Origin of the sequence: Streptomyces sp. NPDC008139, from assembly GCF_042957025.1 — a bacterium.
Classification (GTDB): domain Bacteria; phylum Actinomycetota; class Actinomycetes; order Streptomycetales; family Streptomycetaceae; genus Actinacidiphila.
Genome location: NZ_JBIBHM010000011.1, coordinates 276,760 through 300,973 on the forward strand (window position 1 = coordinate 276,760; position 24,214 = coordinate 300,973).

The 24,214-nt window shown below is 72.7% G+C and carries 21 protein-coding genes; 7 read left to right on the plus strand and 14 right to left on the minus strand.

Annotated elements, in window-relative coordinates; genetic code table 11:
• The first annotated feature begins 442 nt into the window (after positions 1 to 442).
• Positions 443 to 1,648, plus strand: a complete 1,206-nt coding sequence (locus ACFZBB_RS24690) for an acyl-CoA dehydrogenase family protein (protein ID WP_391126193.1) — start codon at positions 443 to 445, stop codon at positions 1,646 to 1,648.
• Positions 1,645 to 2,790: an acyl-CoA dehydrogenase family protein gene (locus ACFZBB_RS24695; protein ID WP_391126196.1), complete on the plus strand. Its 1,146-nt coding sequence runs from the start codon at positions 1,645 to 1,647 to the stop codon at positions 2,788 to 2,790. Before ACFZBB_RS24690 ends, ACFZBB_RS24695 begins: the two co-directional genes overlap by 4 nt.
• A gap of 67 nt (positions 2,791 to 2,857) precedes the next feature.
• Here ACFZBB_RS24695 and ACFZBB_RS24700 read toward each other — a convergent pair whose 3' ends face one another.
• The 5 genes from ACFZBB_RS24700 to ACFZBB_RS24720 form a co-directional block, all read right to left on the minus strand.
• Positions 2,858 to 3,679 carry a TrmH family RNA methyltransferase gene (locus ACFZBB_RS24700; RefSeq protein ID WP_391126199.1) on the minus strand — a complete coding sequence of 274 codons (822 nt, stop codon included), beginning with the start codon at positions 3,677 to 3,679 and terminating at the stop codon, positions 2,858 to 2,860.
• 54 nt (positions 3,680 to 3,733) lie between these two features.
• Complete coding sequence (gene cobA / locus ACFZBB_RS24705) at positions 3,734 to 4,975, minus strand: uroporphyrinogen-III C-methyltransferase (RefSeq protein ID WP_391126202.1); 1,242 nt, start codon at positions 4,973 to 4,975, stop codon at positions 3,734 to 3,736.
• Between the two features lie 357 nt (positions 4,976 to 5,332).
• Entirely contained in the window at positions 5,333 to 8,686 is a 3,354-nt protein-coding gene (gene cobT, locus ACFZBB_RS24710) for a nicotinate-nucleotide--dimethylbenzimidazole phosphoribosyltransferase (protein WP_391126205.1), read from the minus strand.
• Positions 8,687 to 8,979: 293 nt separating this feature from the next.
• Complete coding sequence (gene cbiE / locus ACFZBB_RS24715) at positions 8,980 to 10,206, minus strand: precorrin-6y C5,15-methyltransferase (decarboxylating) subunit CbiE (RefSeq protein WP_391126208.1); 1,227 nt, start codon at positions 10,204 to 10,206, stop codon at positions 8,980 to 8,982.
• Between the two features lie 169 nt (positions 10,207 to 10,375).
• Positions 10,376 to 11,032: a GNAT family N-acetyltransferase gene (locus tag ACFZBB_RS24720; protein ID WP_391126210.1), complete on the minus strand. Its 657-nt coding sequence runs from the start codon at positions 11,030 to 11,032 to the stop codon at positions 10,376 to 10,378.
• A gap of 185 nt (positions 11,033 to 11,217) precedes the next feature.
• Here ACFZBB_RS24720 and ACFZBB_RS24725 point away from each other — a divergent pair, with 185 nt between their 5' ends.
• Entirely contained in the window at positions 11,218 to 12,003 is a 786-nt protein-coding gene (locus tag ACFZBB_RS24725) for a methyltransferase domain-containing protein (protein WP_391126213.1), read from the plus strand.
• Positions 12,004 to 12,044: 41 nt separating this feature from the next.
• Here ACFZBB_RS24725 and ACFZBB_RS24730 read toward each other — a convergent pair whose 3' ends face one another.
• The 3 genes from ACFZBB_RS24730 to ACFZBB_RS24740 form a co-directional block, all read right to left on the minus strand.
• Positions 12,045 to 12,896, minus strand: coding sequence for a MetQ/NlpA family ABC transporter substrate-binding protein (locus ACFZBB_RS24730; protein ID WP_391126216.1), 852 nt, complete (start codon positions 12,894 to 12,896; stop codon positions 12,045 to 12,047).
• A 106-nt stretch (positions 12,897 to 13,002) separates the two neighbouring features.
• Entirely contained in the window at positions 13,003 to 13,713 is a 711-nt protein-coding gene (locus ACFZBB_RS24735; protein ID WP_391126219.1) for an ABC transporter permease subunit, read from the minus strand.
• A complete protein-coding gene (locus ACFZBB_RS24740) occupies positions 13,710 to 14,828 on the minus strand; it encodes an ATP-binding cassette domain-containing protein (RefSeq protein ID WP_391126223.1) in 1,119 nt (372 codons plus the stop codon). Before ACFZBB_RS24740 ends, ACFZBB_RS24735 begins: the two co-directional genes overlap by 4 nt.
• Before the next feature lie 425 nt (positions 14,829 to 15,253).
• Between ACFZBB_RS24740 and ACFZBB_RS24745 the strand changes: the two genes are divergently transcribed.
• Both ACFZBB_RS24745 and ACFZBB_RS24750 read left to right on the plus strand, forming a co-directional pair.
• On the plus strand, positions 15,254 to 15,622 hold the full coding sequence (locus ACFZBB_RS24745; RefSeq protein ID WP_391126226.1) for a hypothetical protein: 369 nt from the start codon (positions 15,254 to 15,256) through the stop codon (positions 15,620 to 15,622).
• On the plus strand, positions 15,615 to 16,163 hold the full coding sequence (locus tag ACFZBB_RS24750) for a hypothetical protein (protein ID WP_391126229.1): 549 nt from the start codon (positions 15,615 to 15,617) through the stop codon (positions 16,161 to 16,163). The genes ACFZBB_RS24745 and ACFZBB_RS24750 overlap by 8 nt, the downstream gene beginning before the upstream one ends.
• 29 nt (positions 16,164 to 16,192) lie before the next feature.
• Here the strand turns inward: ACFZBB_RS24750 and ACFZBB_RS24755 are convergent, their stop codons facing one another.
• The 3 genes from ACFZBB_RS24755 to ACFZBB_RS24765 all read right to left on the minus strand — a co-directional run bounded on the left by ACFZBB_RS24755 (position 16,193) and on the right by ACFZBB_RS24765 (position 18,761).
• The gene (locus tag ACFZBB_RS24755; protein WP_391126232.1) at positions 16,193 to 16,699 is read right to left on the minus strand and encodes a GNAT family N-acetyltransferase; all 507 of its coding nucleotides are present in this window, start codon (positions 16,697 to 16,699) and stop codon (positions 16,193 to 16,195) included.
• 205 nt (positions 16,700 to 16,904) lie between these two features.
• Positions 16,905 to 17,474, minus strand: a complete 570-nt coding sequence (locus ACFZBB_RS24760) for a sigma-70 family RNA polymerase sigma factor (protein WP_391126236.1) — start codon at positions 17,472 to 17,474, stop codon at positions 16,905 to 16,907.
• Positions 17,475 to 17,579: 105 nt separating this feature from the next.
• Positions 17,580 to 18,761: a glycerophosphodiester phosphodiesterase family protein gene (locus tag ACFZBB_RS24765; RefSeq protein WP_391126239.1), complete on the minus strand. Its 1,182-nt coding sequence runs from the start codon at positions 18,759 to 18,761 to the stop codon at positions 17,580 to 17,582.
• A 259-nt stretch (positions 18,762 to 19,020) separates the two neighbouring features.
• Between ACFZBB_RS24765 and ACFZBB_RS24770 the strand changes: the two genes are divergently transcribed.
• Entirely contained in the window at positions 19,021 to 19,689 is a 669-nt protein-coding gene (locus tag ACFZBB_RS24770) for a 1-acyl-sn-glycerol-3-phosphate acyltransferase (protein WP_391126242.1), read from the plus strand.
• 212 nt (positions 19,690 to 19,901) lie between these two features.
• Entirely contained in the window at positions 19,902 to 20,894 is a 993-nt protein-coding gene (locus ACFZBB_RS24775) for a transporter substrate-binding domain-containing protein (RefSeq protein WP_391126245.1), read from the plus strand.
• Here ACFZBB_RS24775 and argH read toward each other — a convergent pair.
• The 3 genes from argH to ACFZBB_RS24790 form a co-directional block, all read right to left on the minus strand.
• Complete coding sequence (argH, locus tag ACFZBB_RS24780) at positions 20,891 to 22,363, minus strand: argininosuccinate lyase (protein WP_391126248.1); 1,473 nt, start codon at positions 22,361 to 22,363, stop codon at positions 20,891 to 20,893. The two genes, ACFZBB_RS24775 and argH, sit on opposite strands and share 4 nt — an antisense overlap.
• Positions 22,360 to 23,556, minus strand: a complete 1,197-nt coding sequence (locus ACFZBB_RS24785) for an argininosuccinate synthase (protein WP_391126251.1) — start codon at positions 23,554 to 23,556, stop codon at positions 22,360 to 22,362. Before ACFZBB_RS24785 ends, argH begins: the two co-directional genes overlap by 4 nt.
• 114 nt (positions 23,557 to 23,670) lie before the next feature.
• Positions 23,671 to 24,204, minus strand: coding sequence for an arginine repressor (locus ACFZBB_RS24790; RefSeq protein WP_188280110.1), 534 nt, complete (start codon positions 24,202 to 24,204; stop codon positions 23,671 to 23,673).
• Positions 24,205 to 24,214: the final 10 nt, after the last annotated feature.

Genomic DNA, 24,214 nt, shown 5'->3' on the forward strand with positions numbered 1-24,214 from the left:
CTGTCGCGGAGACAGTCCCGCCACGACGTGGCCGATCGCGCCGTTCCTCGCGCCCCCAGGTGGGTGCCACATTCGACCATGAGAACAGCAGCCGTTCGCTGCGGTTGCCCGCGCCGTTCCTCGCGCCCCTGAGAAGCCCGCCCCACCCACCGTCCGCACTGTCCGGACGGCGGGTGGGGCCCGAAGGGGCGCGGGGAACTGCGCGGGCGGCCCCCACCGGGGCGCGGGTGAAGGACGGCAGGTACGAGCCCCGAAGGGGCGCGGGGAACTGCGCGGGCGGCCACGACGTGGCGGGACTGTCTCCGCGACAGAATGTGGCACTCGCGCGGGCGTCCGTACTCGTGAAGCCTCCCCCGCAGGGGGGCTGGCGTGGGTGGGCGGACTTCGGCTAGGTTTCCAAGCGCTTGCTTAGTGAGCTCGGGCGATCGGAAGGACGCGGCGTATGACGACCACCACCGCGAAGGACGGCCTCGGCGAGGAGGAACTGCGCCGACGGGCAAGGGCGTTGCTGGCGGCGTGGGAGCCGGGGCGGACGGAGCCGCTGGAGTTTCTGCGGGCGCGGTTCGACGCGGGGCTGGCGTGGGTGCACTTCCCCGAGGGCCTCGGGGGCCTGGGCGCGCCGAGGGCGGCGCAGGCGGTGGTGGACGCGGAGCTGACGGCGGCCGGGGCGCCGGACAACGATCCCCGGCGGATCGGCATCGGGCTCGGCATGGCGGCGCCGACCATCCTGCGGTACGGCACCGAGGAGCAGAAGTCCCGCTTTCTGCGACCGCTGTGGACCGGCGAGGAGGTGTGGTGCCAGCTCTTCAGCGAACCGGGCGCGGGCTCGGACCTGGCCGGGCTGCGGACGCGGGCGGTCCGCGACGGCGACGAGTGGGTCGTGGACGGCCAGAAGGTCTGGACGTCGAGCGCCCACAACGCCCGCTGGGCGATCCTCATCGCCCGTACCGACCCGGACGTGCCCAAGCACCGAGGGATCACGTACTTCGTGTGCGACATGACCGACCCCGGCGTCGAGGTGCGTCCGCTGCGGCAGATCACCGGTGAGGCCGAGTTCAACGAGGTGTTCCTCAGCGGGGTGCGGATTCCCGACGGGCACCGGCTCGGCGAGGTCGGCGACGGCTGGCGGGTCGCGCAGACCACGCTCATGAACGAGCGGGTGGCGATCGGCGGACAGAGCCTGCCGCGTGAGGGCGGCATGATGGGCCCCGTCGCCGCGACCTGGCGCGAGCGGCCCGAGCTGCGGACGCCGGAGCTGCACGACCGGCTGATGCGGCTGTGGGTGGACGCGGAGGTCGCGCGGCTCACCGCCGAGCGGGTCCGCCAGCAACTCGTGTCCGGCGCGCCGGGCCCCGAGGGCTCCGGGCTCAAGCTGGCCTTCGCCCGGCTCAACCAGCAGATCAGCGGCCTTGAGGTGGAACTCCTCGGCGAGGACGGTCTGCGCTACGGCGACTGGACGATGGTCAGGCCGCGCAGTGTCGACTTCTACGGCCGCGACGCGGGCTACCGCTATCTGCGGGCCAAGGGGAACTCGATCGAGGGCGGCACCTCCGAGATCCTGCGCAACATCGTCGCCGAGCGGGTCCTCGGCCTGCCCTCCGAGCCCCGCACCGACAAGGACGCCGCCTGGAAGGACCTCCCCCGATGACCGCCGCCTCCGCCCCCTCCCCCGGCGCCGCCGACCTCCTCTACTCCGAGGTCGAGGACGACCTGCGGGCCGCCGTGCGCGACGTCCTCGCCGACCGCTGCCCGCCGACGGCCGTGCTGGCCGCGATCGAGACCGACACACCGTACGACCCGGCGCTGTGGCGGGTGCTCGCCGCCGAACTCGGCCTCGCCGGGCTGCTGGTGCCGGAGAAGCTCGGCGGCCAGGGCGCCTCCGCGCGCGAGGCCGCCGTCGTCCTCGAAGTCCTGGGCGGCGGCGCCGCGCCCACGCCCTTCCTCGGCAGCGCCGTCCTCGCCACCACCGCGCTGCTCGGCTGCGACACCGAGGACGCGGGGACGGCGGCGCTGCTCGGCCGCCTCGCCGCAGGCACGGCCACGGCGGCGCTGGCCGTCCCGCTGTCCGCCGCTCCCGGCGGCGCCTTCCCCGCGGCGGTACGCGCCGACGCGGGCGGTCTGCTGACCGGCCGTGTCACCAGCGTCGTGGAAGCCCTCGTCGCGGACGTGCTCGTCGTCCCGGCCGTGGGCCCGGAAGGTCCGGGGCTCTACGAGGTCGCGGCGGCCGACGTCCGCACCGTACGGCCGGTCTCCCTCGACCTCACCCGGCCACTCGCCGATCTGGAACTCGCCGCCGCCGCCGGGCGTCTCCTGCCCGCCGCAGACCCGGCCGCCGCGCTGGACCGCGCCCTGCTCACGGGCGCCGGGCTGCTCGCCTCGGAACAGCTCGGCATCGCCCAGTGGTGCCTGGACGAGACCGTCCGCTACCTCGGTGAGCGCCACCAGTTCGGGCGCGTGGTGGGCTCCTTCCAGTCGCTCAAGCACCGGCTCGCCGACCTCTGGCTCGAGGTCGTCTCGGCCCGTGCCGCCGCCCGCGCCGCCGCCGACGCCCTGGCCACCGGCTCGCCCGACACCTCCGTCGCCGTGGCCGTCGCGCAGTCGTACGTCGCCGCCACGGCCGTCCACGCCGCGGAAGAGGCCCTTCAACTGCACGGCGGCATCGGGATGACCTGGGAGCATCCGCTGCACCTCTACCTCAAGCGTGCCAAGGCGGACGAGATCGCGCTGGGCACACCGGGGTACCACCGCGCGGCGCTGGCCTCATTGGTGGGGCTCCCGCCCCGCTCGTGAGGACGCGGGCGCGCTGGGGGTGCCCCAGCGCGCCCGAAGACCTGGCCCCGCCCACTGCCCTGCGCGGCTAGAGCCTCGTGGCGTAGAAGGCGACAGCCGACGCGGCGGCGACGTTGAGGGAGTCGACGCCGGGGGCCATCGGGATGCTGACCCACTCGTCGGCGGCGCGCAGGGCGTCGACGGAGAGGCCGTCGCCCTCGGTGCCGAGCATGAGGGCGAGTTTGGGGTAGCGGCGGGCGGCCAGCTCGTTGATGGTGATCGACTTGTCGGCGAGGCAGAGCGCGGCGGTGACGAAGCCGTGCTGGCGGAAGCGTTCGATGTCCTTGGGCCAGGAACTCAGGCGGGTCCAGGGGACTTGGAGGACGGCGCCCATGGAGACCTTGACGGCGCGCCGGTAGAGGGGGTCGGCGCAGCGCGGGGAGAGGAAGACGGCGTCCACGCCGAGGGCGGCGGCGCTGCGGAAGGCGGCGCCGAGGTTGGCGTGGTCGACGATGTCCTCGAAGATCGCGACGCGGCGTCCGGCGCCGTGGGCGGGAGCGGCGGCGAGCAGGTCCTCGGCCGTCGGCAGCGGCTTGCGCTGCATGGAGGCGAGGGCGCCCCGGTGCACGTGGTAGCCGGTGACCTGCTCCGCGAGGTCGGGGCTGACGGCGTAGACGGGAGCGGGCACCTCGTCGATGACATCGCGCATGACGTCCACCCACTTGGCGGACAGCAGCATCGAGCGCATGCGGTAACCGGCGTGCCGGGCCCGCCTGATGACCTTCTCGCCCTCGGCGATGAAGAGACCTTCGGCGGGTTCGCGGCGGCGCCGCAGGTCCACGTCGGTCAGCGACGTGTAGTCGTGCAGGCGCGGGTCGTCGGGGTCGTCGATCGTGATGAGCTCAGCCACAGCCTGATACTGCCCTGTCCTCCGGCACCTGCCAACGGCGCATCCACAAGCCGTTCACCGGCCGGTACGGCCCTGTGCGACGCCGCCGCCCACGGTGACCACGTCGCCGATCACGATCACGGCGGGGGGACGTACGCCTTCCGCTTCCACGACGTCCGCGACGGTCGCCAGCGTGGCGTCCACCCGGCGCTGCGCGGCCGTCGTGCCCTCCTGCACCACGGCCACGGGTGTGTCGGCGGGCCGGCCGCCCGCCACGAGCGTCGCCGCGATCGGGCCGATCCGCTCGACGGCCATCAGCAGCACGAGGGTGCCGCGCAGCCGGGCCAGCGCCGCCCAGTCGACCAGCGAGCGCGCGTCGTCGGGCGCGACATGGCCGCTGACCACCGTGAACTCATGGGCCACACCCCGGTGCGTGACCGGGATACCGGCCGCGCCCGGCACGCTGATGGAGCTGGAGATGCCGGGTACGACGGTGACCGGGACACCGGCCGCGGCCAGCGCCTCGGCCTCCTCCATACCGCGCCCGAAGACGTACGGGTCGCCGCCTTTGAGCCGGACCACGGCCTTGCCCGCCCTGGCGTGCTCGATCAGCGCGCTGTTGATGGCCTCCTGGGCCATCGCCCGGCCGTACGGGATCTTCGCCGCGTCGATCACCTCGACGTGCGGCGGCAGTTCGTCCAGCAGGTCGCGCGGGCCGAGCCGGTCGGCGATCACCACGTCCGCCTCCGCCAGGAGGCGGCGTCCGCGCACCGTGATCAGGTCCGGGTCGCCGGGGCCGCCGCCGACCAGCGCCACGCCCGCCGTCCGCGTCCGGTGGTGCGGCGCCACCAGCGTGCCGTCCCGCAGCCCCTCGACGACCGCGTCCCGTACCGCCGCCGACCGCCGGGGGTCCCTGCCGGTCAGCACCGCCACCGTCACACCCTCCGAACGGCCCGTCGCGGGCGTCCACGCCGTGGCCGCCTCCGCGTCGTCGCTGCGCACGCACCACACCCGGCGGGCCTCCGCCTCCGCGGACGCCGCCGCGTTCGCCGCCGCGTCGGTGCTCGCCACCAGGGCGTACCAGGCGCCCTCCAGGTCCCCGTCCTCGTACGGCCGCCGCTCCCAGCGCAGCTCGCCCGCGTCGGCCATCGCCTCCACCGACGGCGTCGCCGTCGGCGACACCACCACGATGTCCGCCCCCGCCGACACCAGCGCCGGAAGCCGCCGCTGCGCCACCTGGCCACCGCCGACCACCACGACGCGCCGTCCGGCGAGGCGCAGCCCTACGGGGTACGCCGGGGCGTCCTTGCGATCCATGCGGTCCGGCTCCTTCTCAACGGTTTCCACTGCGTGCGGCGATCCTACGTTTTCGGCCCCAGCCCCGGTCGGCCCCGCCGTGCGGTTCCCCGCGCCCCTTCGGGACGCGTCCTCTTCCGCAAAGGGTGAGCCGTCCTTTCTGGGGGCGCGGGGAACTGCGCGGCCGACCAGGACGCACCGCGACTGTGCACGCCACGGCAAGCGGCACCCTCTGGGGGCGTGGGGAAACGGCGCGCTCGGCCGCGACCGCGCCGCCGCGGTGCATGCCGCCGTCAGCGGCACCCCCTCCGGGGAGCTAGAACCGGACCCGGGCCCGGTGAGGGCCTGAGCTTCAAGCGGCGGCACCCCGTGCGGGGGCTAGGCCTTTTCGGTGACGCCCGCCGCGTCGAAGGTGGCGACTTCGTGCATGACGCGCGCCGCGCTCTGGACGAGGGGCAGGGCGAGCAAGGCCCCGGTGCCTTCGCCGAGGCGGAGGTCGAGGTCGACGAGGGGCCGCAGCCCCAGCGTGGTGAGCGCGGCGACATGCCCGGGCTCGGCGCTGCGGTGCCCGGCGATGCAGGCGGCGAGCACCTCGGGGGCGATCGCGCGAGCGACCAGGGCGGCGGCACCGGCGCTGACGCCGTCGAGGATGACGGGGGTACGGAGGGCTGCGGCGCCGAGCAGGAGTCCGACCATGGCGGCGTGTTCGAGACCGCCGATGGCGGTGAGGACGCCGATGGGGTCGCCGGGGTCGGGCCGGTGCAGGTCGAGAGCGCGCCGGACGACCTCGACCTTGCGGGCGTGCATCTCGTCGTTGATGCCGGTGCCGCGCCCGGTGACCTCGGCGGCGTCGACGCCGGTGTAGACGGCGATGAGGGCTGCGGACGTCGTGGTGTTCGCGATGCCCATCTCGCCGGTGAGCAGCGCCTTGTTGCCCGCGGCGACGAGGTCGCGGGCGGTCTCGATGCCGACCTCGATGGCGCGCAGCGCCTCTTCGCGGGTCATCGCGGGCCCCGCGGTGAAGTCGGCGGTGCCTGCGCGGACCTTGCGCGGCAACAGCCCCGGGGTGCTGGGCAGTTCGGAGGCGACGCCGACGTCCACGACGCAGACCTCGGCGCCGACCTGGTTGGCGAAGGCGTTGCAGACGGCGCCGCCGCCGAGGAAGTTGGCCACCATCTGCGCGGTCACCTCCTGCGGCCACGCGGTGACACCCTGGGCGTGCACCCCGTGGTCACCGGCGAAGATCGCCACGGCCGCGGGCTCGGGGATCGGCGGCGGGCACTGCCGCGAAAGCCCGCTGAGCTGCGCGGAGATGATCTCCAGCATGCCCAGCGCGCCCGCCGGTTTCGTCATCCGCTTCTGCCGCTCCCACGCCTCGCCGAGCGCCTTGGCGTCCAGCGGGCGGATGCCGCGCAGCGTCTCTTCCAGCAGGTCGTGCGGCTCCTCGCCGGGCAGCGCGCGGTTGCCGTACTCCTCGTCGTGCACGACCCACGACAGCGGGCGGCGCTGCGACCACCCGGCCTGCATCAGCTCGGGCTCGTCGGGGAATTCGTCGACGTACCCGACGCACAGGTAGGCGACGACCTCCAGGTGCTCGGGCAGGCCGAGCTCGGTGACCATCTGGCGCTCGTCGAAGAAGGAGACCCAGCCGACGCCGAGTCCTTCCGCGCGGGCGGCGAGCCACAGGTTCTCCACGGCGAGCGCGGAGGAGTACGGCGCCATCTGCGGCTGCGTGTGGCGGCCGAGGGTGTGCCGGCCGCCGCGGGTGGGGTCGGCGGTCACGACGATGTTGACCGGGGTGTCGAGGATCGCCTCGATCTTCAGCTCGCGAAACTGCCGCGCCCGGCCCTTGGGGAGCGACTTGGCGTACGCCTCCCGCTGCTGCATGGCCAGTTCGTGCATCTTCTCGCGGGTCTTCGCCGACCTGATGACGACGAAGTCCCACGGCTGCGAGTGCCCGACGCTGGGCGCGGTGTGCGCCGCCTCCAGGACGCGCAGCAGCACGTCGTGCGGGATCGGGTCGGAGCGGAAGCCGTTGCGGATGTCCCGCCGTTCGCGGATCACCCGGTGCACGGCGTCCCGGACGGCGGGCTCGTACGCCTCCGCCGCGGGCCCCTGCTGGGGGGCGGCCGCGACCGGCAGCGGCTGGGCCTCTTCGGCCTCGGCGACAGCGGCGGCGACCGGCTCGGGGGCGACGGGGTCCGCGACGACCGGCTCCGCGACGACGGCCTCGGGGGCGGTCTCGGGGGCGGTCTCAGCCGCGGCCTCGGCTTCGGGAGTCGCCTCGGGCGCGGTCTCGGCCGACTGCGCCGGAGCAGCGGCCTGTTCCGGTACGTCCGCCGGTTCCGGCACGGCGACCGGCTCGGCCGCGGCGGGCGCGGGCGTCCCCTCGGCGGGTGTCTGCTGGACGGCCTCCACGGGCGCGGCCTCGGCCGGTGCCGCTTCCACCGGTACGGCCTCGGGCAGCGGCGCCGGAGCCTGCACGGCCGCAGACGGCTGCTCCTCGGGCGCGACGTGCGGCGCCTCCTGCTCGACCGGGGCCGCGGGCGCGGCCTGCTCGGGAGCGGGCGCGTACTCGGCTGCGGCGGGCTGAGCGGGCGGCGCGGGCTGCACCGGCTCGACGGCCACGGCCTCGGGCTGCGCGGCGGCCTCGGGCTGCGCGGCGGGTTCGGGGACGGCCACCGGCGCCGGGGCCTGGGCCGGGACGGCGGCCGGAGCGGCGGCCGGAGCCGCGGTCTCCTCCGGCGCGTCGTCGGGCGCGAGGAACGCGCGCAACGGGTCGGCGGGCCGCGGCGGGACGACGCTGTCGGCGTGCGGGATCAGCGACGGCTGCGAGGCGGCGGGGGCGGCGGGCCAGCCGCCGACCTGCTCGGCACCCGCCGTACCGGAGGCCGGAGTCCGGTCCGCGGCCTCGCCGGTCTGCTGGGCGGGAATGCCGGAGGTGTCGTCCTGCGGCACGTCGAGGTATTCGGGGCCGGAGGTCGGCGGGCCCGAGGCCCGTACCGGGGTCTGCGCCGGCGCCTGGGCGTGCGCGGGCCCGCGATCGGCCAGGGAGCGTACGGAGACGCCCGCGCCGATGCTGTCGGGCATCGGCGGGCCCATGTGCAGCGGGCGGCGCGGCGCGGCGGTCTGCGCGGCCTGGGCGCCGACCGGCGGCGGCGCACCGGTCGACGGCATTGGGACCGCGCCCGTGTCGCCGGAGTCGGCGAACTCGGCGGCCGGGACCGCGTGCTCGATACCGGTGTCGAAGCCGTAGCCGGGCGCCGGATTCCCCGCGGCGGGCGTCGCGGCCTCGGCCACGGGCGGCACGGCCGGGGGCAGCGCCTCGCCGCCCTGCTGGGCGTCCTGGGGCAGGCCCTGCGGGAGCGGCTGCGGTGCGAGCACCGCCGCGTAGTCGATGGAGCCGGAGTCCCGGCCGCCCGCCTCGTGCGCGTCGGCGGGGGGCGGTACGGGCTGCGGCGGCACCGGCTGCGGGTCGCTCCAGGACCCCTGCGGGCCCGGCATGAGCAGCACGTCGTCCTCGTCGTCGATGCCCGCGCCGGGAGCGGCGGGCTGGTCGAGGTAGGTGTACTCGGGTGCGCCCTGTTCGTCGGGAAGCGGTTCCGCGCCCCAGCCGGGGGCGGACGGCTGCGGTACGGCAGTGCCGGGAAGCTCGGAGTGCGGCTGGCGAACCGCTTCCCCGACTGCGTTCTCCGGCAGCCCCTCGCCGGGGATCCGACCGGTGTCCGTCATGCGTGCCCCTCGCCCATCGGTTTCGCTCCTTCCAGCGCTGCACCGCGCGCGGCCCGACCCCCTCACGCAAGAGAACGAGCGTGCGGAGCAGCGGGCACGTGAGCGCCGGACGCCGCGGTTCTCGACGACCCGTCAACGCACGACGACGGCACAACGATCCGCCAGCCTACCCCGCTCGGCGCGGCGGCCCGTCCGGTGGTCCGCACCTCGGGACGTCCCGCGTACGATGCCCCAACACACGTCCGCGACCGGCGCAAACGCCTTCTGCGCAGGCGTTTTTGATCATGCACGGATCAGCGGCGCGTGCCGCAGAGGGCAAAGGTCACCGAGCGTTCCCGCTCGGCCCACTCGGAATCCAGTTCGACGGATTGCAGGAGAGCGCGTTCCACCTCGTAACCGCCTTCCTCCAGTGCCCTGCTGACCGCTTCGGCCTCGTCGCGGGTGGTCGCGCCGGTCACGATCCGCTCCGGGCGGCGGGCCGCGCAGGCGGCGGTCACCTCGGCGTCGACGCACCCGATCCGTACCGCGTCGGGCTCCGGGAGGTCGTCGAGCACCTGGGGCGCCGGGCCGTGTACGACCTGGAGTTGGACCCCGGCCCTGCGTCCGGTGGCGGTGATCCAGTCGCACGCGTCGGCGTCCCGGTCGACGGCGATGACGGCGGCGCCGAAGCGCGCGGCCTCGACGGCGACGGCGCCGTCGGCGGAGCCGATGTCCCACACGAGGTCGCCGGTGCGCGGGCCGAGCCGGGCGAGTTGGAAGGCGCGCAGATGCGCCGAGGTGTCGCCGCCGTATTCGGACGAGGGCAGCGCCCAGCCGCGGACCGGGCCGGGAAATCCGGGGTCGCGCCCGGCGATCCAGCCGCCGCCGCGCTCCGCCGACGGTACGCCGAGACCGGCCGCTCCCGAACCGGCGGAGGTGGTGCCGCCGACGACCAGGACGACGTTCGGATCGCGCCAGATGTGGTCGGCGACGTTGTCGGAGGTGAGAACTGTCACCTGTTCCTGCTCGGTGCCGAGCGCTTCGCAGATGACGAAGGTGCGGTGGACTCCGGTGAGCAGCAGGGAGAGTTCGACCGGGCCCGCGCCGGGTGCGGTGAGCACGGCGACCTTCGGGTAGGCGCGGCAGACGTTGACCGCGCGGCGCAGGGAGCGGCCGTGCGCGACCACCACGCGGGCGTCGTCCCAGGGCATTCCGGCGCGGGCGAAGGCGGTGGCGACGGCGGAGACGCCGGGGATGACCTCGATCTCCAGGCCGTGTTCCGGCGCCCGCAGCGCGCGGACGACGCCGAAGAAGCCGGGGTCGCCGTCGGCGAGTACGACGGCGCTGCCGCGGTGCTTGGCGATCCTGCGGGCGGCGATCTCGATGCTGCCCAGCACGATCCGCTCGGCGTGCTCGGGGACGTGCGACAGCGCGAGATGGTGTTTGGTGCCCGCTACCAGGGTGGCGGCGTTCAGTGCGGCGCGGGCCGCGTCGGACGGAGGTGAGCCGTCCCATCCGATCACGGTGACCCGGTCGGCCATCGTCGTCTGCCTCCATGGCTGTGCGGATCACTGCGGACCAGGTCACGGCACGGCGGCGTGGCGCGCCCCGGTCCCGGGGGGAGAACACTATCCGGGCCCGGGTGCCCGGGGACGAGGCGAGGGGGCACGTATCCGCCACGGCGTCCTCGGAGCCGGTGGGCGGGAGGGCTCAGCGCCAGTCGGCGTACGCGCTGAAGTCGGCGTGGGCGTCGTATCCGCCGTCGCCGGAAGCCTGGCCGGGACCCTCGTCCAGGTCCTCGGGCAGCACGCTCCACACCAGCAGGTCGGTGCGGATCTCGGCCCAGCGGCCGTCCTCGGTCTGGCTGCGGACGATGCCCGCGTTGCGCAGTACGCCCTCGCTGACGCAGCCGATCTTCTGCGCGACCTGCTGGGAGGCGGTGTTGTCGGCCGCGGTGCGCAGCTCCAGCCGTTCGAAGCGCTGGTCGGTGAAGAGCCAGTGGCAGACGGCCTGCACCGATTCGCTGGCGTATCCCTCACCGCGCGCCCAGGCGGCGGTGAGATAGCCCACCTCGCTGCCGCGGATCCGCCAGTCGGTGTTGTGCAGGTGGACGGTGCCGACCAGCCGCTGGGTGAGGAATTCGGTGACGGCCAGGACGATGCCGCGGCCGGACTCGCGCTCGGCGGGCGCGGTCCCGGTGACGAACGCGCGGGCGTCGTCCTGCGAATACGGCTGCGGTACGCCGGTCCACGCGATGATCAGCTCGTCGTTCATCATCTCCGCCAGGGCGGGGATGTCGGCCTCCTCGTACGCGCGCAGCACCAGCCGCTCCGTACTGATGGAGATGTCCGGAAAGGTGGGCGTCATTCGCTGCTCCGTAACCAGGGCATGTGTGGATTGCACAGCATGCAGCATCCCGCACGGCATGGGCCGGGCAGGGTCGCCGGGGCGGGAGTGGGGTGCGCGGCGGCGAACGCCCTTCCAGAGTAGGGCGAATGCCGGTCAGGGCGGGTATCCGTGAACGTCATCCGATCCTGCTACCGTCAGCCCGCGTGACAGTGCACCACGCAGCAGGAGTCGGCTATCAACGGGCAGCGGAGGTCTACGAGAGCTCCCGGCCCTCCTATCCGCTCGCCGCGCTCGCCGCGCTGGCGGACGCGTTGCCCCTGGAAGCGGGCCGTACCGTGGTCGATCTCGGCGCGGGCACCGGCAAGTTCACCCGTCTGCTGGCACTGACCGGGGCCGAGGTGCTCGCGGTGGAGCCGGTGAAGGAGATGCGGGAGCGGCTCGCCGAGCTGCTGCCCGCGGTCGCGGTGAACGCGGGCACGGCGGAGACGACGGGCCTGCCCGACGGCTGCGCGGACGCCGTGGTGGCGGCGCAGTCCTGGCACTGGTTCGAGGAGCCGGCCGCGCTGACCGAGGTGGAGCGGCTGCTGCGGCCGGGCGGCGCGCTGGCGCTGGTGTGGAACACCTTCGACACCTCGGAGCCGTGGATGCGCGACTTCCAGGACATCTACTTCCGGCTGGCGCCACGCGATCTGCCCCGCCCGCCGCTGTCCTCCGGCCTCGGCGACGCGGCCTGGCGCAAGCCGTTCGAGTCGCGGCCCGGCTGGGGGGCGATCGAGGAGCGGCACTGGCCCAATCCGCACTCCACGACGGTCGCGGACATCGTCGACCGGATGATGTCGTCCAGCCATATCGCCGTCCTCGACGCGACCGCCCAGGGGCGGGTGCGCGCCGAGTTGGAGGCGGTGCTGGGGGCGCACCACGCGACGCGCAGCAGCGGCGCGATCGAGATGCCGTACGTGACGGACGTGTACTGGGTGCGGCACGGCTGAGGCCCCGCGCCCTCGGGGGGAGCGGGGCCCGTGGGCGGCGGTCAGGCGGCCGGGGCGCCGAAGGCCGGTATCACCGAGCCCTTGAAGGTCGTCTCGATGTACTGCTTCACCTCGGGCGAGTTGAGCAGCTCCGCGAGCTTCTTCACGCGCGGGTCGTTCTCGTTGCCCTTCTTGACGGCCAGGAAGTTGGCGTACGGGTTTCCGTCCGCCTTCTCCAGCGCCAGCGCGTCCTTGGCCGGGCTGAGATCGGCCTGGATCGCGTAGTTGCCGTTGATCACGCCCGCGTCCACGTCGTCCAGGGAGCGCGGGAGCTGGGCGGCCTCCAGCTCCTTGAACTTCAGGTGCTTCGGGTTGGCCGTGACGTCGGCGGGGGTCGCGGTCTGGTCGGTGCCCGCCTTGAGGGTGATCAGGCCGTTGTCGGCGAGCAGCTTGAGCGCGCGCGCCTCGTTGGTCGTGTCGTTCGGTACGGCGACGCTCGCGCCGTCCTTGAGCGCGCCGATCGACGTGATCTTGTGGGAGTACAGGCCCAGCGGCTCCAGCTCGACGTTGACGACGGGCACGATGTGGGTGCCGTTCTTCTTGTTGAAGTCGTCCAGGTAGGGCTTGTGCTGGAAGAAGTTCGCGCCGACCTCGCCCTGCTCCGTGGCGGTGTTGGGCAACACGTAGTCGGAGAACTCCTTGACCTGGAGGTCGAGGCCGGCCTTCTTCGCCAGGTGGTCCTTGACGTAGTCGAGGATCTGCGCGTGCGGGGTGGGGCTGGCCGCGACCACGAGCGGGCCGCTGGTGTCCTTGGCGCTCGCCTTGGAGTCGGAGTCGGAGCCGCAGGCGGTGAGGCCGAGCGAGAGCGCGGCGGCGGCGAGGACGGCAGCGGTGATGGTGGTGTTCTTTCGCACGAAAAGTGCCTCTTTCTGGTTTGTCCGGGTCGTGCTGGGTGCTACGGCGCCGCGACGCTGCGGTGCCAGGGGGAGAGAAGCGGGTCGGGACGGGAGGGTCGGGCGGTCAGGAGGCTGTCGCCGGACGCAGCAGGCGCAGCCGGGGGGCCGCGCCGGACCGGCCCCGGCGGGAGACGGTGCGGGCGGCGAAGTCCCCGAGGAGCTGGACGAGGGTGACCACGACGACGAGCACGGCGACGATCACCCACATGAAGCCGGTCTCGAAGCGCTGGTAGCCGTAGCGCAGCGCGAGGTCGCCGAGCCCGCCGCCGCCGACCACCCCGGCCATCGCGGAGTAGCCGATCAGCGCGATGACGGTGGTGGTGGCGCTGGCGATCAGTGAGGCGAGCGACTCCGGCAGCAGCACCTTGCGGACCACCGTCCACGTACTGCCGCCCATCGCCTGGACCGCCTCCACCAGGCCGTGGTCCACCTCGCGGACCGCCGTCTCGACCAGCCGGGCGAAGAACGGGATCGCGCCGACGGCCAGCGGGACGACGGCCGCCTCCCAGCCGATGGTGGTGCCGACGATCGCCCGGGTGAAGGACATCAGGGCGATCATCAGGATCACGAACGGCAGCGACCTGCCGATGTTCACGACGACGCCGAGGACGCGGTTGACGGGCAGACAGCGCAGCAGGCCGCCCCGGTCGGTGAGGACCAGCAGGACACCGATCGGCAGCCCCGCGGCCACCGATATGACCGTGGCCCAGGCGACCATGCGCAGCGTCTCGCCACCCGCCTGCGTGAGCAGCGGGTGCATCTCGGACCAGGTCACTTCGCCGTCTCCCCGACCGTGTTCCCGGCCTTCTCCCCCGCCGTCTCCGCGACCGTGTTCCCGGCCCTCTCCCCCGCCGTGTTCCCTGCCGTGTTCCCTGCCGCGACCGGCTCGGCGGCGACGACGGCGACGTCCAGGCCCTGCTCGCGCAGGTAGCCGATCGGCACCACGTTGTCCTCGAAGCGGCCCGGCAGCTCGATCCGCATCCGGCCGATCTGCCGTCCGTCGTAGGTCTCCATGGCCGCGCCGAGGATGGAGATGTCCACGTTGTACGTGCGCGCCAGCCGGGAGATCACCGGCCGGGTCGCGCTGTCGCCGTGGAAGGTGAGGTCGACCACCGTACGGTCGGGGCCCGAGGCGTCACCGTCCACGGGGAACAGCTCGTCGGCCAGTTCGGAACCGGGGGTGGCCAGCAGTTCGGCCACGGTGCCTGACTCCACTACGCGTCCGCCTTTCATGAGTGCCGCCGAGTCGCAGACCTGCTTGACGACGTCCATCTCGTGGGTGATCAGCAGGACGGTCAGGCCGAGCTGCCGGTTGAGGTCGCGCAGCAGCCGCAGCACGGACCGGGTGGTCTCCGGGTCGAGCGCCGAGGTGGCCTCGTCGGAGAGCAGCACCTTGGGGTCGCCCGCCAGGGCGCGGGCGATGCCGACGCGCTGCTTCTGGCCGCCGGACAGCTGCGCGGGGTAGGCGCGGGCCTTGTCGGACAGGCCGACCAGGTCGAGGAGTTCACCGGCCTTGCGGGCCCGCTGGCGGCCGGAGATCCCCAGGATCTCCAGCGGGAGTTCGACGTTGTCCTGCACGGTGCGCGAGGAGAGCAGGTTGAAGTGCTGGAAGACCATGCCGATCCCGGCGCGGGCGGCGCGCAGGGCGGCGGGGGCGCGGTCGGAGCGTCCGGCCAGCGCGGTCAGGTCGCGGCCCGCCACCTCGACGGTGCCCGAGGTGGGGCGCTCCAGCAGGTTCACGCAGCGGATCAGGGTGCTCTTGCCCGCGCCGCTGCGGCCGACGACGCCGTAGACCTCGCCTTCGCGTACCCGCAGGTCCACCCCGTCCAGGGCGGTGACCTCACGGTCGCGCGAGCGGTAGACCTTTCTCAGGTCGGTGGTGGTGATCATAGGAGCGTCCATCGGGGTCGAGCGCGCGGCGGACGTACCACCGCACACAGGGGCGTTCTTCTCGGGACGCGGCACGCGGCGGCACACCGGAAAGGGCGGCGGGCCTCAAAGGGTTTCGGCGGCGCTCTGGGCGCTGCGCCGGTGCGTGACGCGGGGCACTCGCTTCGGGGCGCGAGGCGTGGAGCTGGGCCCTCGGTCAGTCACACATTCGACACGCACAACGAACACCGGGCGTGATCGCCTCGGTCGCGCGGCTGCGGCTGTTCGTCGTGGTCATGCGTTCCAGTAAACCAGACGGGTGGCCGCGTTCCGAAATCCGGTCCGATTGTTCATTATGCGGACACACTCACGGGGCCGCCCCGGTGCGCGGCCGGGCGGGCAGGGGCGGGAGATCCGGGCGTCACGCCCCGTAATAGAGTCGCCGCATGCTCGACGCGGTCCTCATCACGGTCTCGGTCACGGCGCTGCTGCTCGCGGCGTGGTGCGGTTTCGCCGCGTACCGTGACCAGCCGACCAACGACTGGCACTTCATCGCGATGGCCGTGGTCACCGCGGCCGCGCTGGTGCAGCTCGTGATCGCGATCGTGCAGCTCGCCCGCGGCGAACGGCCGCAGCACGGGATGGCGGTCTTCCTCCCTTATCTGCTGGGCGCGGCCGTGACGATCCCGGCGGCGGCCTTCATGTCCCTTGCCGAGCGGACGCGTTGGGGCTCGGCGATCGTGGCGGCCGGCGGTGTGGTGCTGGCCGTGCTCGAACTGCGGCTCAACGAGATCTGGGGAGCCGGCCATGGCTGACGGCACACGCGCGACGCGCGAACAGGCACGGACGAAGACGCTGACGAAGGGCACGGACGGCATGAAGGACACGGGGGACGGCACGGCGGCCGAGGCGGCCCAGGACGCGCCGGGGACGCGGATCGGCCAGGGTCCGGGCCGGCTGCTGCTCTCGCTCTACGCGGTCTTCACCGTCGCGGCGCTGTCCCGGTCGATCGTGCAGATCGCGACCAAATACCACGAGGCACCGCTGGCGTACGTCCTGTCGGGCGTCGCGGGCGTGGTCTACGCGGTGATCACCGTCGCGCTGTGGAAGGGCGGCGAGGCGGCCCGCAAGGTGGCGCTGGTGTGCTGCTCGGCCGAACTGGCCGGCGTGATCGCGGTGGGCACCCTGACGGTCGTGGACTCCTCGGCCTTCCCCGACGCGACCGTCTGGTCGGACTTCGGGATCGGCTACCTCTTCCTGCCGCTGGCCCTCCCCGTGGCCGGTCTGCTGTGGCTGCGCCGTGCCGCCCGCGAGGCGGGGCGGCCACAGGAACAGCAGACCGGGTCCGGGGCCTGATCCGTACGCGAGGCGCCGTGGAACGCGGCTCAGGCGGTGGCCGCGTAGCCCGCCGTGTCGGCGGCCTTCTCCATGGTCACCAGGCTCAGCCGACGGCTGACCGGCTCCGCGGCGCCCACCTGCTCGTAACCGAGCTTGCGGTACATCCGCAGATTGACCTGGCTGCGGTGGCCGGTGAAGAGCCGGTAGCGCTTGGCCTCCTCCTCGGCCGCCAGTCGCTCCTCGACGGCGTTGAGCAGCCGCCCGCCGAGGCCGTGTCGTTGAAGTCGCGGGTGGACGATCAGTTTCCCGATCCGCGCGGTGCCGTCGTCGTCGACGACTCCGCGTACCGAGCCGACGACCTCGTCGCCCAGGCGCGCCACCAGGACGCACCCCCCGGCGAGTTCGGCACGCAGCTCGTCCAGGGTCTGGGTGAGAGGTTCGATGCTGTAGTCGCCGTACAGCTCCGCCTCGCTCTGGTAGCAGAGGTACTGGAGTTTGAGGATCTTCTCGGCGTCCGAGTGCTCCGCCGTAGAGATGGTCACGCTCATGCCCATGCGCGCAGGCCTCCCCTTCGAATCCGTCCGGGCAGTTTGAGGGTGAGGTATGCGCCCGGAACGAGTGCCTGAACGGAGTTGGTGCGGATATGCGCCGCCTCCGTGGCGCCGATGATCGCACAAACCCTTCGGTGGGGTACCGCCTGCGCCCCACCCAGTTCAGTCTCGTACGGGCGCGCCAAGGGTGCCCACTGCCGCCGACTGTTTACCGTGCATTACCCCGTCTCACCGGGGATCCAACCCTCGAATTCAGGATCGTCCGAAGACAGCCGAGGCAGCGCGACCTCAGCGGTCCGATGCTGCCCTGTGAGATTCCCAACTCGCGGGAGATTTCCCGGTAAGTGGGGTCGGAACGGGACATCAGGGCCGTGACGACCTGCGGACAGCGGCCGGGCAGCCGCCGTACCGCGGCCTGGACCGTACGGTGTTGCTCCGCCGCCAGCACCAACTCCTCGACCCCGCGCACCTGCGCGGGCGGGCCCGCGGCGTCCGGGTCCCCGTACGGGCGTTCGCTGCGGATCCGGCGGGCCTGGGCGCGGGCCTCGGCGCGGACCGCGCGGCGCACCCAGCGGTCCGGCTCGGGCGGCGGGCCGCCCAGTTCCAGCAGCCGCAGCCAGACGGCCTGTTCGAGGTCGGCGGCCTCGACACCGCCGCCGGGCAGCGCCTCGGCCGCGGCCTCGGCGGCCAGCAGCGGCCCGAGCGGCGCGTAGGGGTCCGCGGGACGGCGGGCGTGGTCGTCGGCGTGCGGGGCCGCGGACAGGTCGGGATGGTCCATGGGGATCTGCATATCCGCTGGCACGAGACGGCCGCGCCGGACGGTTGCCCGGCGCGGCCGTTTTCACCACATGGAGTGGCGGTGGCGGTTCTGGACTTCCGGGTTTCAGGACTTCCAGAAGTCCTCGCGGGCCAGTACGGCGGTGTCGGCGTTGTCGGTGAACAGGCCGTCGATGCCGGTCGCGAACCACGTCTTGAATGCGGCCAACGGGTCGCCGTACGCGTTGGGGTCCGTGCCGACCTGGAAGTCGGCGGGCAGGAACTGGTTCTCGTTGCGCGCGGTGAAGGGGTGCAGCAGCAGACCGGCCTTGTGCGCGTCCTTGACGACGGCGGTGGGCCGGAGCAGCCTGCCCGAGGCGTCGCGCGGGATGATCACGTCCGTGGTCGGGCCGATGCCCTGTGCGAATCCGGCGATCCAGCGCAGCCCGGCCGGGGTGACCAGGTCGGCCACGGTCCGCTTGTCGCCGGAGACGACGAAGTCCCAGGGCCGCGAGGTGAGGCCGTTGAGCAGGAAGATCTTGGGCGCGGCGCCGCCGAGCGCGCCGAGCCGCTGGAGGCTCTGCGCCTCGAAGGACTGGAGGAACTGCGGGGCGTCGGCGCGGTGCCTGCCGTACTGCTTGAGCAGCTTGATCAGCCGCTCCTCCAGCGGCAGGCCGATGCCGCGGAAGTACGTGGGGTGCTTGGTCTCGGTGTGCAGCCAGACCGGCTTGCCGCGCTTGCGGCCCTCGCGGTCGGCCCAGGCCAGCACCTCCTCGAAGGTGGGGATCGCCCAGCGACCGTTGTAGATGGTGTTGCGCTGGCGGACGGCGGGCAGCCGTTCGACGGCGCGCAGCCGCTTGAGTTCGGCGAGGGTGAAGTCCTCGGTGAACCAGCCGGTGGTGGGGGTGCCGTCGATGGTCTTGGTGGTTTTACGGCCGGCGAACTCCGGGTGGTCGGCGACGTCGGTGGTGCCGCCGATCTCCGGCTCGTGGCGGCAGACGAGGTGGCCGTCCCTGGTGGGTACGACGTCCTGCTCGACGACGTCCGCGCCGATCTCCAGCGCGTACTCGTAGGAGCCGAAGGTGTGCTCGGGCCGGTATCCGGCGCTGCCGCGGTGCCCGACGATGGTCGGGACCGGCAGCTTGGGCGCGCCGCCGTGGCCGGGGGCGCCGTGCTGGGGCCGGGCGGCGGACTGTTCCCGGGCCTGCGCCGTACCGGCCGTGCCGAGTACCGCGCCGCCCGCGCCGAGTGCCGCCGCGGACAGGACAGCGCGCCTGCCGAGGCCGGTCTTGTGCTGGTCATCCGTCATGCGCGCATCGTGCCGTGAAAGTCTGTCGCCCCGTCGACTTCGGCCGTAACACACACCTAACGCGTGTCAACACTGCGTAGCGGACGTGTGAACCCGGCGTGCGGAGGGGCCCCGCGCGGAAGTATCGTCCTTGTGTACGGTGCGGCGTCCCGCGTTCCCCCCGGTCCTGCGGTCAGGCTGCCGTCGTACCGCCACATCGCAGCACCGCCGCCGTCCGTCCCGCCCAGGCGTGTCCGAACCGGAGGATCCGTTGTCCCGCATGTCCCGCAGCTTGCTCAAGGCGATTCTCGGAGTGCTCATGCGCGTCCTGTACCGCCCCGCGGTCGAGGGCGTGGACGGCATCCCCGGTGACGGCCCGGTGATCCTGGCCGGGAATCACGTCACCTTCGTCGACTCGATGTTCCTGTCGCTGGTGGTGGACCGGCAGGTGTACTTCATCGGCAAGGACGAGTACGTGACGGGCAAGGGCGTCAAGGGCCGGCTGATGGCCTGGTTCTTCACCACCTGCGGCATGATCCCGGTGGACCGGGACGGCGGCCACGGCGGTGTCGCGGCGCTGATGACCGGCCGCCGCGTGCTGGACGAGGGCAAGATCTTCGGCATCTACCCCGAGGGCACCCGTTCCCCCGATGGCCGTCTGTACCGCGGCCGGACCGGAATCGCCCGGTTGGCCCTGATGACCGGCGCCCCGGTGGTGCCCTTCGCGATGGTCGGCACCGACAAGGTGCAGCCCGGCGGCAAGGGGATGCCCCGGATCGCCCCGGTCACCATCCGCTTCGGCTCCCCGCTGACCTTCTCCCGCTACGAGGGCATGGACCGCGACCGCTATGTGCTGCGCGCCCTGACCGACGAGGTCATGAGCGAGGTCATGCGGCTGGGCGGCCAGGAGTACGTGGACATCTACGCGACGAAGGCCAAGGCCGCCTGATACGGCGGGGGTTGCGCCCGGCGCCCGCTGTGACGTGGCGGGTTCACGGGGGCCGGTTTCGCGGCTGACCATCGCCGGTTCGGCGGCTGGCGGTGGCCGGTCCGGCGGCTGGCGGTGGCCGGTTTCGCGGTTGGCGGCTGCCGCGCGCGGGGAACCAGTGGGTGGGTCGACAGCGTCACTGGCGGCGGGGACCCGACACGAGGGGGCCGACAGTGCGACGTACGGTGTGGCGCGGACTCGGGGCCGCGGTGGTGAGCGGTGCCGTCGCCGCCGCGGTGGTGCTCGGGACCGGCGGCCCCGAACGGGCGGACCGCGCGGCGGACACCTCCGGGCGATTACCCGCGGCGGCCCCGGCGGGCGCGCCCGGCCTGGCCCCCGCGCGGGACGAGTCCTGCCACCCCCGGCAGAGCTACCGGCCCGGCGGCCCGCCGCCCGCGGTCGGCCATATGCCGGCCGGGTCGACGATGGCGGCGATCGTCAAACGCGGACGGCTGATCGCGGGCGTCGACCAGAATTCGTATCTCTTCGGCTACCGCAATCCGCTGACCGGTGAACTCGACGGTTACGAGATCGAGTTGGTGCGGCGGATCTCCACGGCGCTGTTCGGCAGCCCGGACCGCGTCCAGTTCCGCACCATCACCTCGGCCGCCCGGATCCCGGTGCTCACCACCGACCCGAATCCGGTGGACCTGGTCATCGACTCGATGACCATCAACTGCGACCGCTGGAAGCAGGTGGCCTTCTCCAGCGACTACATGGACGCGGGCCAGCGCGTCCTGGTGTCGAGCACGTCGAACGCCAGGTCCGTCAAGGACCTGGGCGGCAAGCGGATCTGCGCCGCCAAGGAGACCACGTCGATCGACACACTGCGCGCCCTGCGCGACCCCAGCGTGGTGGCGGTCGGCGTCAACGACTGGACGGACTGCCTGATGCTGATGCAGCTCGGCCAGGTCGACGCGGCATCGACCGACGACACCATCCTGATCGGACTGGCCGCGCAGGACCCCAACACCAAGCTGATCGGCCCGCGTTTCACCGATGAGCCGCACGGCATCGCGATGCGGCCGAAGCAGACCGACTTCGTCCGCTTCGTCAACGCCGTGCTGGAACGCATGCGGCAGGACGGCTCGTTGAAGGCGCTGGCCGCCAAGTGGCTGGGCGGCAGCGACCTGTTCGCGCCGCCCGCCGCCCAGTACCGCGACTAGACGGCGTCGCTGTCGGCCCCGTCCCAGGCGTGTGCCCAGGTGTGCTGCGCCGTCAGATCAGCCTTGATCTCGGCGAGTTGTACGGCGACGGCGGCCGGCGCCGTGCCACCGCGTCCGTTGCGGGAGGCCAACGCGCCGGGGACGTCGAGGACATGGCGTACCTCGGGCGTCAGATGCGCGGAGATCTTCGCGAACTGCTCGTCGGTGAGCTGGTCGAGTTCGATGCCCTCGGCCTCGCAGACCTTGACGCACTCCCCCGCGACCTCGTGCGCGACCCGGAAGGGCACGCCCTGCTTGACCAGCCACTCGGCGATGTCGGTGGCGAGCGAGAAACCGGCCGGTGCCAGTGTCTCCATCCGCTCCCGGTGGACGGTGAGCGTGGCCATCATGCCGGTGAACGCCGGGAGCAGCACCTCCAGTTGGTCGCAGGAGTCGAACAGCGGCTCCTTGTCCTCCTGGAGGTCGCGGTTGTACGCGAGCGGCAGCGCCTTGAGCGTGGCCATCAGTCCGGTGAGGTTGCCGATGAGCCGTCCGGACTTGCCGCGCGCCAGCTCCGCGATGTCGGGGTTCTTCTTCTGCGGCATGATCGACGAGCCGGTGGAGAAGGCGTCGTGCAGGGTCACGAAGGAGAATTCCTTCGTGTTCCACAAGATGACCTCTTCGGCGATCCGGGAGAGGTTGACGCCGATCATCGCGGTGACGAAGGCGAATTCGGCGGCGAAGTCGCGGGACGCGGTGCCGTCGATGGAGTTGCCCACCGAGCCGTGCTGGAAGCCGAGTTCCTTGGCGACGGCTTCCGGGTCAAGGCCGAGCGAGGACCCGGCGAGCGCGCCGGACCCGTACGGGGAGACGGCCGTGCGGTCGTCCCACTGCCGCAGCCGCTCCGCGTCCCGGGACAGCGCCTGTACGTGGGCGAGCACGTGGTGTGCGAAGAGCACGGGCTGAGCGTGCTGGAGGTGGGTGCGGCCGGGCATCGCGGTGTCCGGGTGCGCCTCGGCGAGGCCGACCAGCGCGCTCTGGAGGTCGGCGATGAGCCCGCCGATGGTCCGCGCGTGGTCGCGCAGGTACATCCGGAAGAGCGTGGCGACCTGGTCGTTGCGCGAGCGTCCGGCCCGCAGCTTGCCGCCGAGGTCGGCGCCGACCCGCTCCAGCAGGCCGCGTTCCAGCGCGGTGTGCACGTCCTCGTCGGCGATGGTGCCTGCGAAGTCGCCGGAGGCCACGTCCGCTTCGAGCGCGTCGAGTCCGGCGATCATCCGGTCCAGCTCGTCGGCGGTCAGCAGCCCCGCCTTGTGCAGCACCCGGGCGTGCGCGCGAGAGCCCGCGATGTCGTACGGCGCGAGCCGGAAGTCGAAGTGCACGGAGGCGGAGAGCTTGGCCAGCGCCTCGGCGGGGCCGTCGGCGAACCGGCCGCCCCACAGCCGCAGGTTGTCGTTGCCGCCGCCGGAGCCGCCGGTGTTCGTGTCCGTCACTTCGTCAGGTCCCGCTTCGCGGCGATCTTGCTGGACATGCCGAAGATCTCGATGAAGCCCTTGGACAGCGACTGGTCGAAGGTGTCGCCGGTGTCGTACGTCGCCAGGTTGAAGTCGTACAGCGATTCACCGGACTTCCGGCCGGTGACGACGGCCCGGCCGCCGTGCATGGTCATCCGGATGTCGCCGGAGACGTGCTCGTTGGCCTCGGCGATGAAGCCGTCGAGCGCCCGCTTGAGCGGGGAGAACCACAGGCCGTCGTAGACCAGTTCGCCCCAGCGCTGCTCGACCTGCCGCTTGTACCGGGCCAGTTCGCGCTCGACGGTGACGTTCTCCAGCTCCTGGTGCGCGGTGATCAGCGCGATGGCGCCCGGCGCCTCGTAGATCTCACGGGACTTGATGCCGACCAGCCGGTCCTCGACGATGTCGATCCGGCCGATGCCCTGGGCCCCGGCCCGCACATTGAGCTGCTGGATGGCTTCGAGCACGCTGACCGGCTTGCCGTCGATGGCCACCGGGACGCCCTGCTTGAAGGTGATGACCACCTCGTCGGCCTCGCGCAGCTCGGCCGGATTCTGCGTGTACTCGTACACGTCCTCGATCGGCGCGTTCCAGATGTCCTCAAGGAAGCCGGTCTCGACGGCCCGCCCGAAGACATTCTGGTCGATGGAGTACGGCGACTTCTTGGTGGTCGCGATCGGGAGGTTCTTCTCCTCGCAGAAGGCGATGGCCTTGTCGCGGGTCATCGCGTAGTCGCGGACCGGCGCGATGCACTTCAGGTCGGGCGCCAGCGAGGAGATGCCCGCCTCGAACCGCACCTGGTCGTTGCCCTTGCCGGTGCAGCCGTGCGCGACGGTGGTGGCGCCGTGCTTGTTGGCGGCGGCCACCAGGTGCTTCACGATGGCCGGCCGCGACAGCGCGGACACCAGCGGATACCGGTCCATGTAGAGGGCGTTGGCCTTGATCGCCGGGAGGCAGTACTCGTCGGCGAACTCGTCCTTGGCGTCCGCGACCTCGGCCTCAACCGCCCCGCAGGCGAGCGCCCGCTTGCGGATGACGTCCAGGTCCTCGCCGCCCTGGCCGACGTCCACCGCGACCGCGATGACTTCGGCGCCGGTCTCCTCGGCGATCCAGCCGATGGCGACGGACGTGTCCAGACCGCCGGAGTAGGCGAGTACGACGCGCTCGGTCACGGGGCTCTCCTTACGATGCATACGCTGACTGGTATAAGTATGCACTCGACCGTATGCTTCGTCAACGCGGCAGGTCAGAGGGGGTGTGAGACCGTATAACCGGCCGGACCGGAGCTATGCCTCGCCCTGGGCGAGACGGAGCAGGTGGTCGGCGAGTTTCTGGCCGCCGGCCGGGTCGCGGCTGATCAGGACGACGGTGTCGTCGCCCGCGATGGTGCCGAGGATGTCGTAGACCTCGGCCTGGTCCATGGCGGAGGCGAGGAACTGGGCGGCGCCGGGCGGGGTGCGGACGACGACGAGGTTGGCGGACGCCTCGGCGGAGATGAGGAGTTCGGCGGCCAGGCGCCGCATCCGCTCTTCCTTGACGGACTCGCCGAGCGGGGCCTGCGGGGTGCGGAAGCCGCCCTCGGAGGGGACGGCGTAGATGAGTTCGCCGTCGTTGGTGCGGATCTTGACCGCGCCGAGTTCGTCGAGGTCGCGGCTGAGCGTCGCCTGGGTGACGCTCAGCCCGTCGTCGGCGAGCAGCTTGGCGAGCTGGCTCTGCGACCTGACCGGCTGGCGGCCGAGGATGTCCACGATCCTGCGGTGCCGCGCGGTACGGGTCTGCGGTACGGCCTGGCTGCCGTTGTGCTGCTGCGCCTCGGTCATCGTCGTGTCA

What these genes read in the sequence shown, in the direction of transcription:
- ACFZBB_RS24690 (WP_391126193.1), top strand. Translation starts at nt 443, where the DNA reads ATGACGACCACCACCGCGAAGGACGGCCTCGGCGAGGAGGAACTGCGC.
- ACFZBB_RS24695 (WP_391126196.1), top strand. Translation starts at nt 1,645, where the DNA reads ATGACCGCCGCCTCCGCCCCCTCCCCCGGCGCCGCCGACCTCCTCTAC.
- cobA (WP_391126202.1), bottom strand. Translation starts at nt 4,975, where the DNA reads ATGGATCGCAAGGACGCCCCGGCGTACCCCGTAGGGCTGCGCCTCGCC.
- cobT (WP_391126205.1), bottom strand. Translation starts at nt 8,686, where the DNA reads ATGACGGACACCGGTCGGATCCCCGGCGAGGGGCTGCCGGAGAACGCA.
- cbiE (WP_391126208.1), bottom strand. Translation starts at nt 10,206, where the DNA reads ATGGCCGACCGGGTCACCGTGATCGGATGGGACGGCTCACCTCCGTCC.
- ACFZBB_RS24720 (WP_391126210.1), bottom strand. Translation starts at nt 11,032, where the DNA reads ATGACGCCCACCTTTCCGGACATCTCCATCAGTACGGAGCGGCTGGTG.
- ACFZBB_RS24740 (WP_391126223.1), bottom strand. Translation starts at nt 14,828, where the DNA reads ATGATCACCACCACCGACCTGAGAAAGGTCTACCGCTCGCGCGACCGT.
- ACFZBB_RS24745 (WP_391126226.1), top strand. Translation starts at nt 15,254, where the DNA reads ATGCTCGACGCGGTCCTCATCACGGTCTCGGTCACGGCGCTGCTGCTC.
- ACFZBB_RS24750 (WP_391126229.1), top strand. Translation starts at nt 15,615, where the DNA reads ATGGCTGACGGCACACGCGCGACGCGCGAACAGGCACGGACGAAGACG.
- ACFZBB_RS24755 (WP_391126232.1), bottom strand. Translation starts at nt 16,699, where the DNA reads ATGGGCATGAGCGTGACCATCTCTACGGCGGAGCACTCGGACGCCGAG.
- ACFZBB_RS24760 (WP_391126236.1), bottom strand. Translation starts at nt 17,474, where the DNA reads ATGGACCATCCCGACCTGTCCGCGGCCCCGCACGCCGACGACCACGCC.
- ACFZBB_RS24765 (WP_391126239.1), bottom strand. Translation starts at nt 18,761, where the DNA reads ATGACGGATGACCAGCACAAGACCGGCCTCGGCAGGCGCGCTGTCCTG.
- ACFZBB_RS24770 (WP_391126242.1), top strand. Translation starts at nt 19,021, where the DNA reads ATGTCCCGCAGCTTGCTCAAGGCGATTCTCGGAGTGCTCATGCGCGTC.
- ACFZBB_RS24790 (WP_188280110.1), bottom strand. Translation starts at nt 24,204, where the DNA reads ATGACCGAGGCGCAGCAGCACAACGGCAGCCAGGCCGTACCGCAGACC.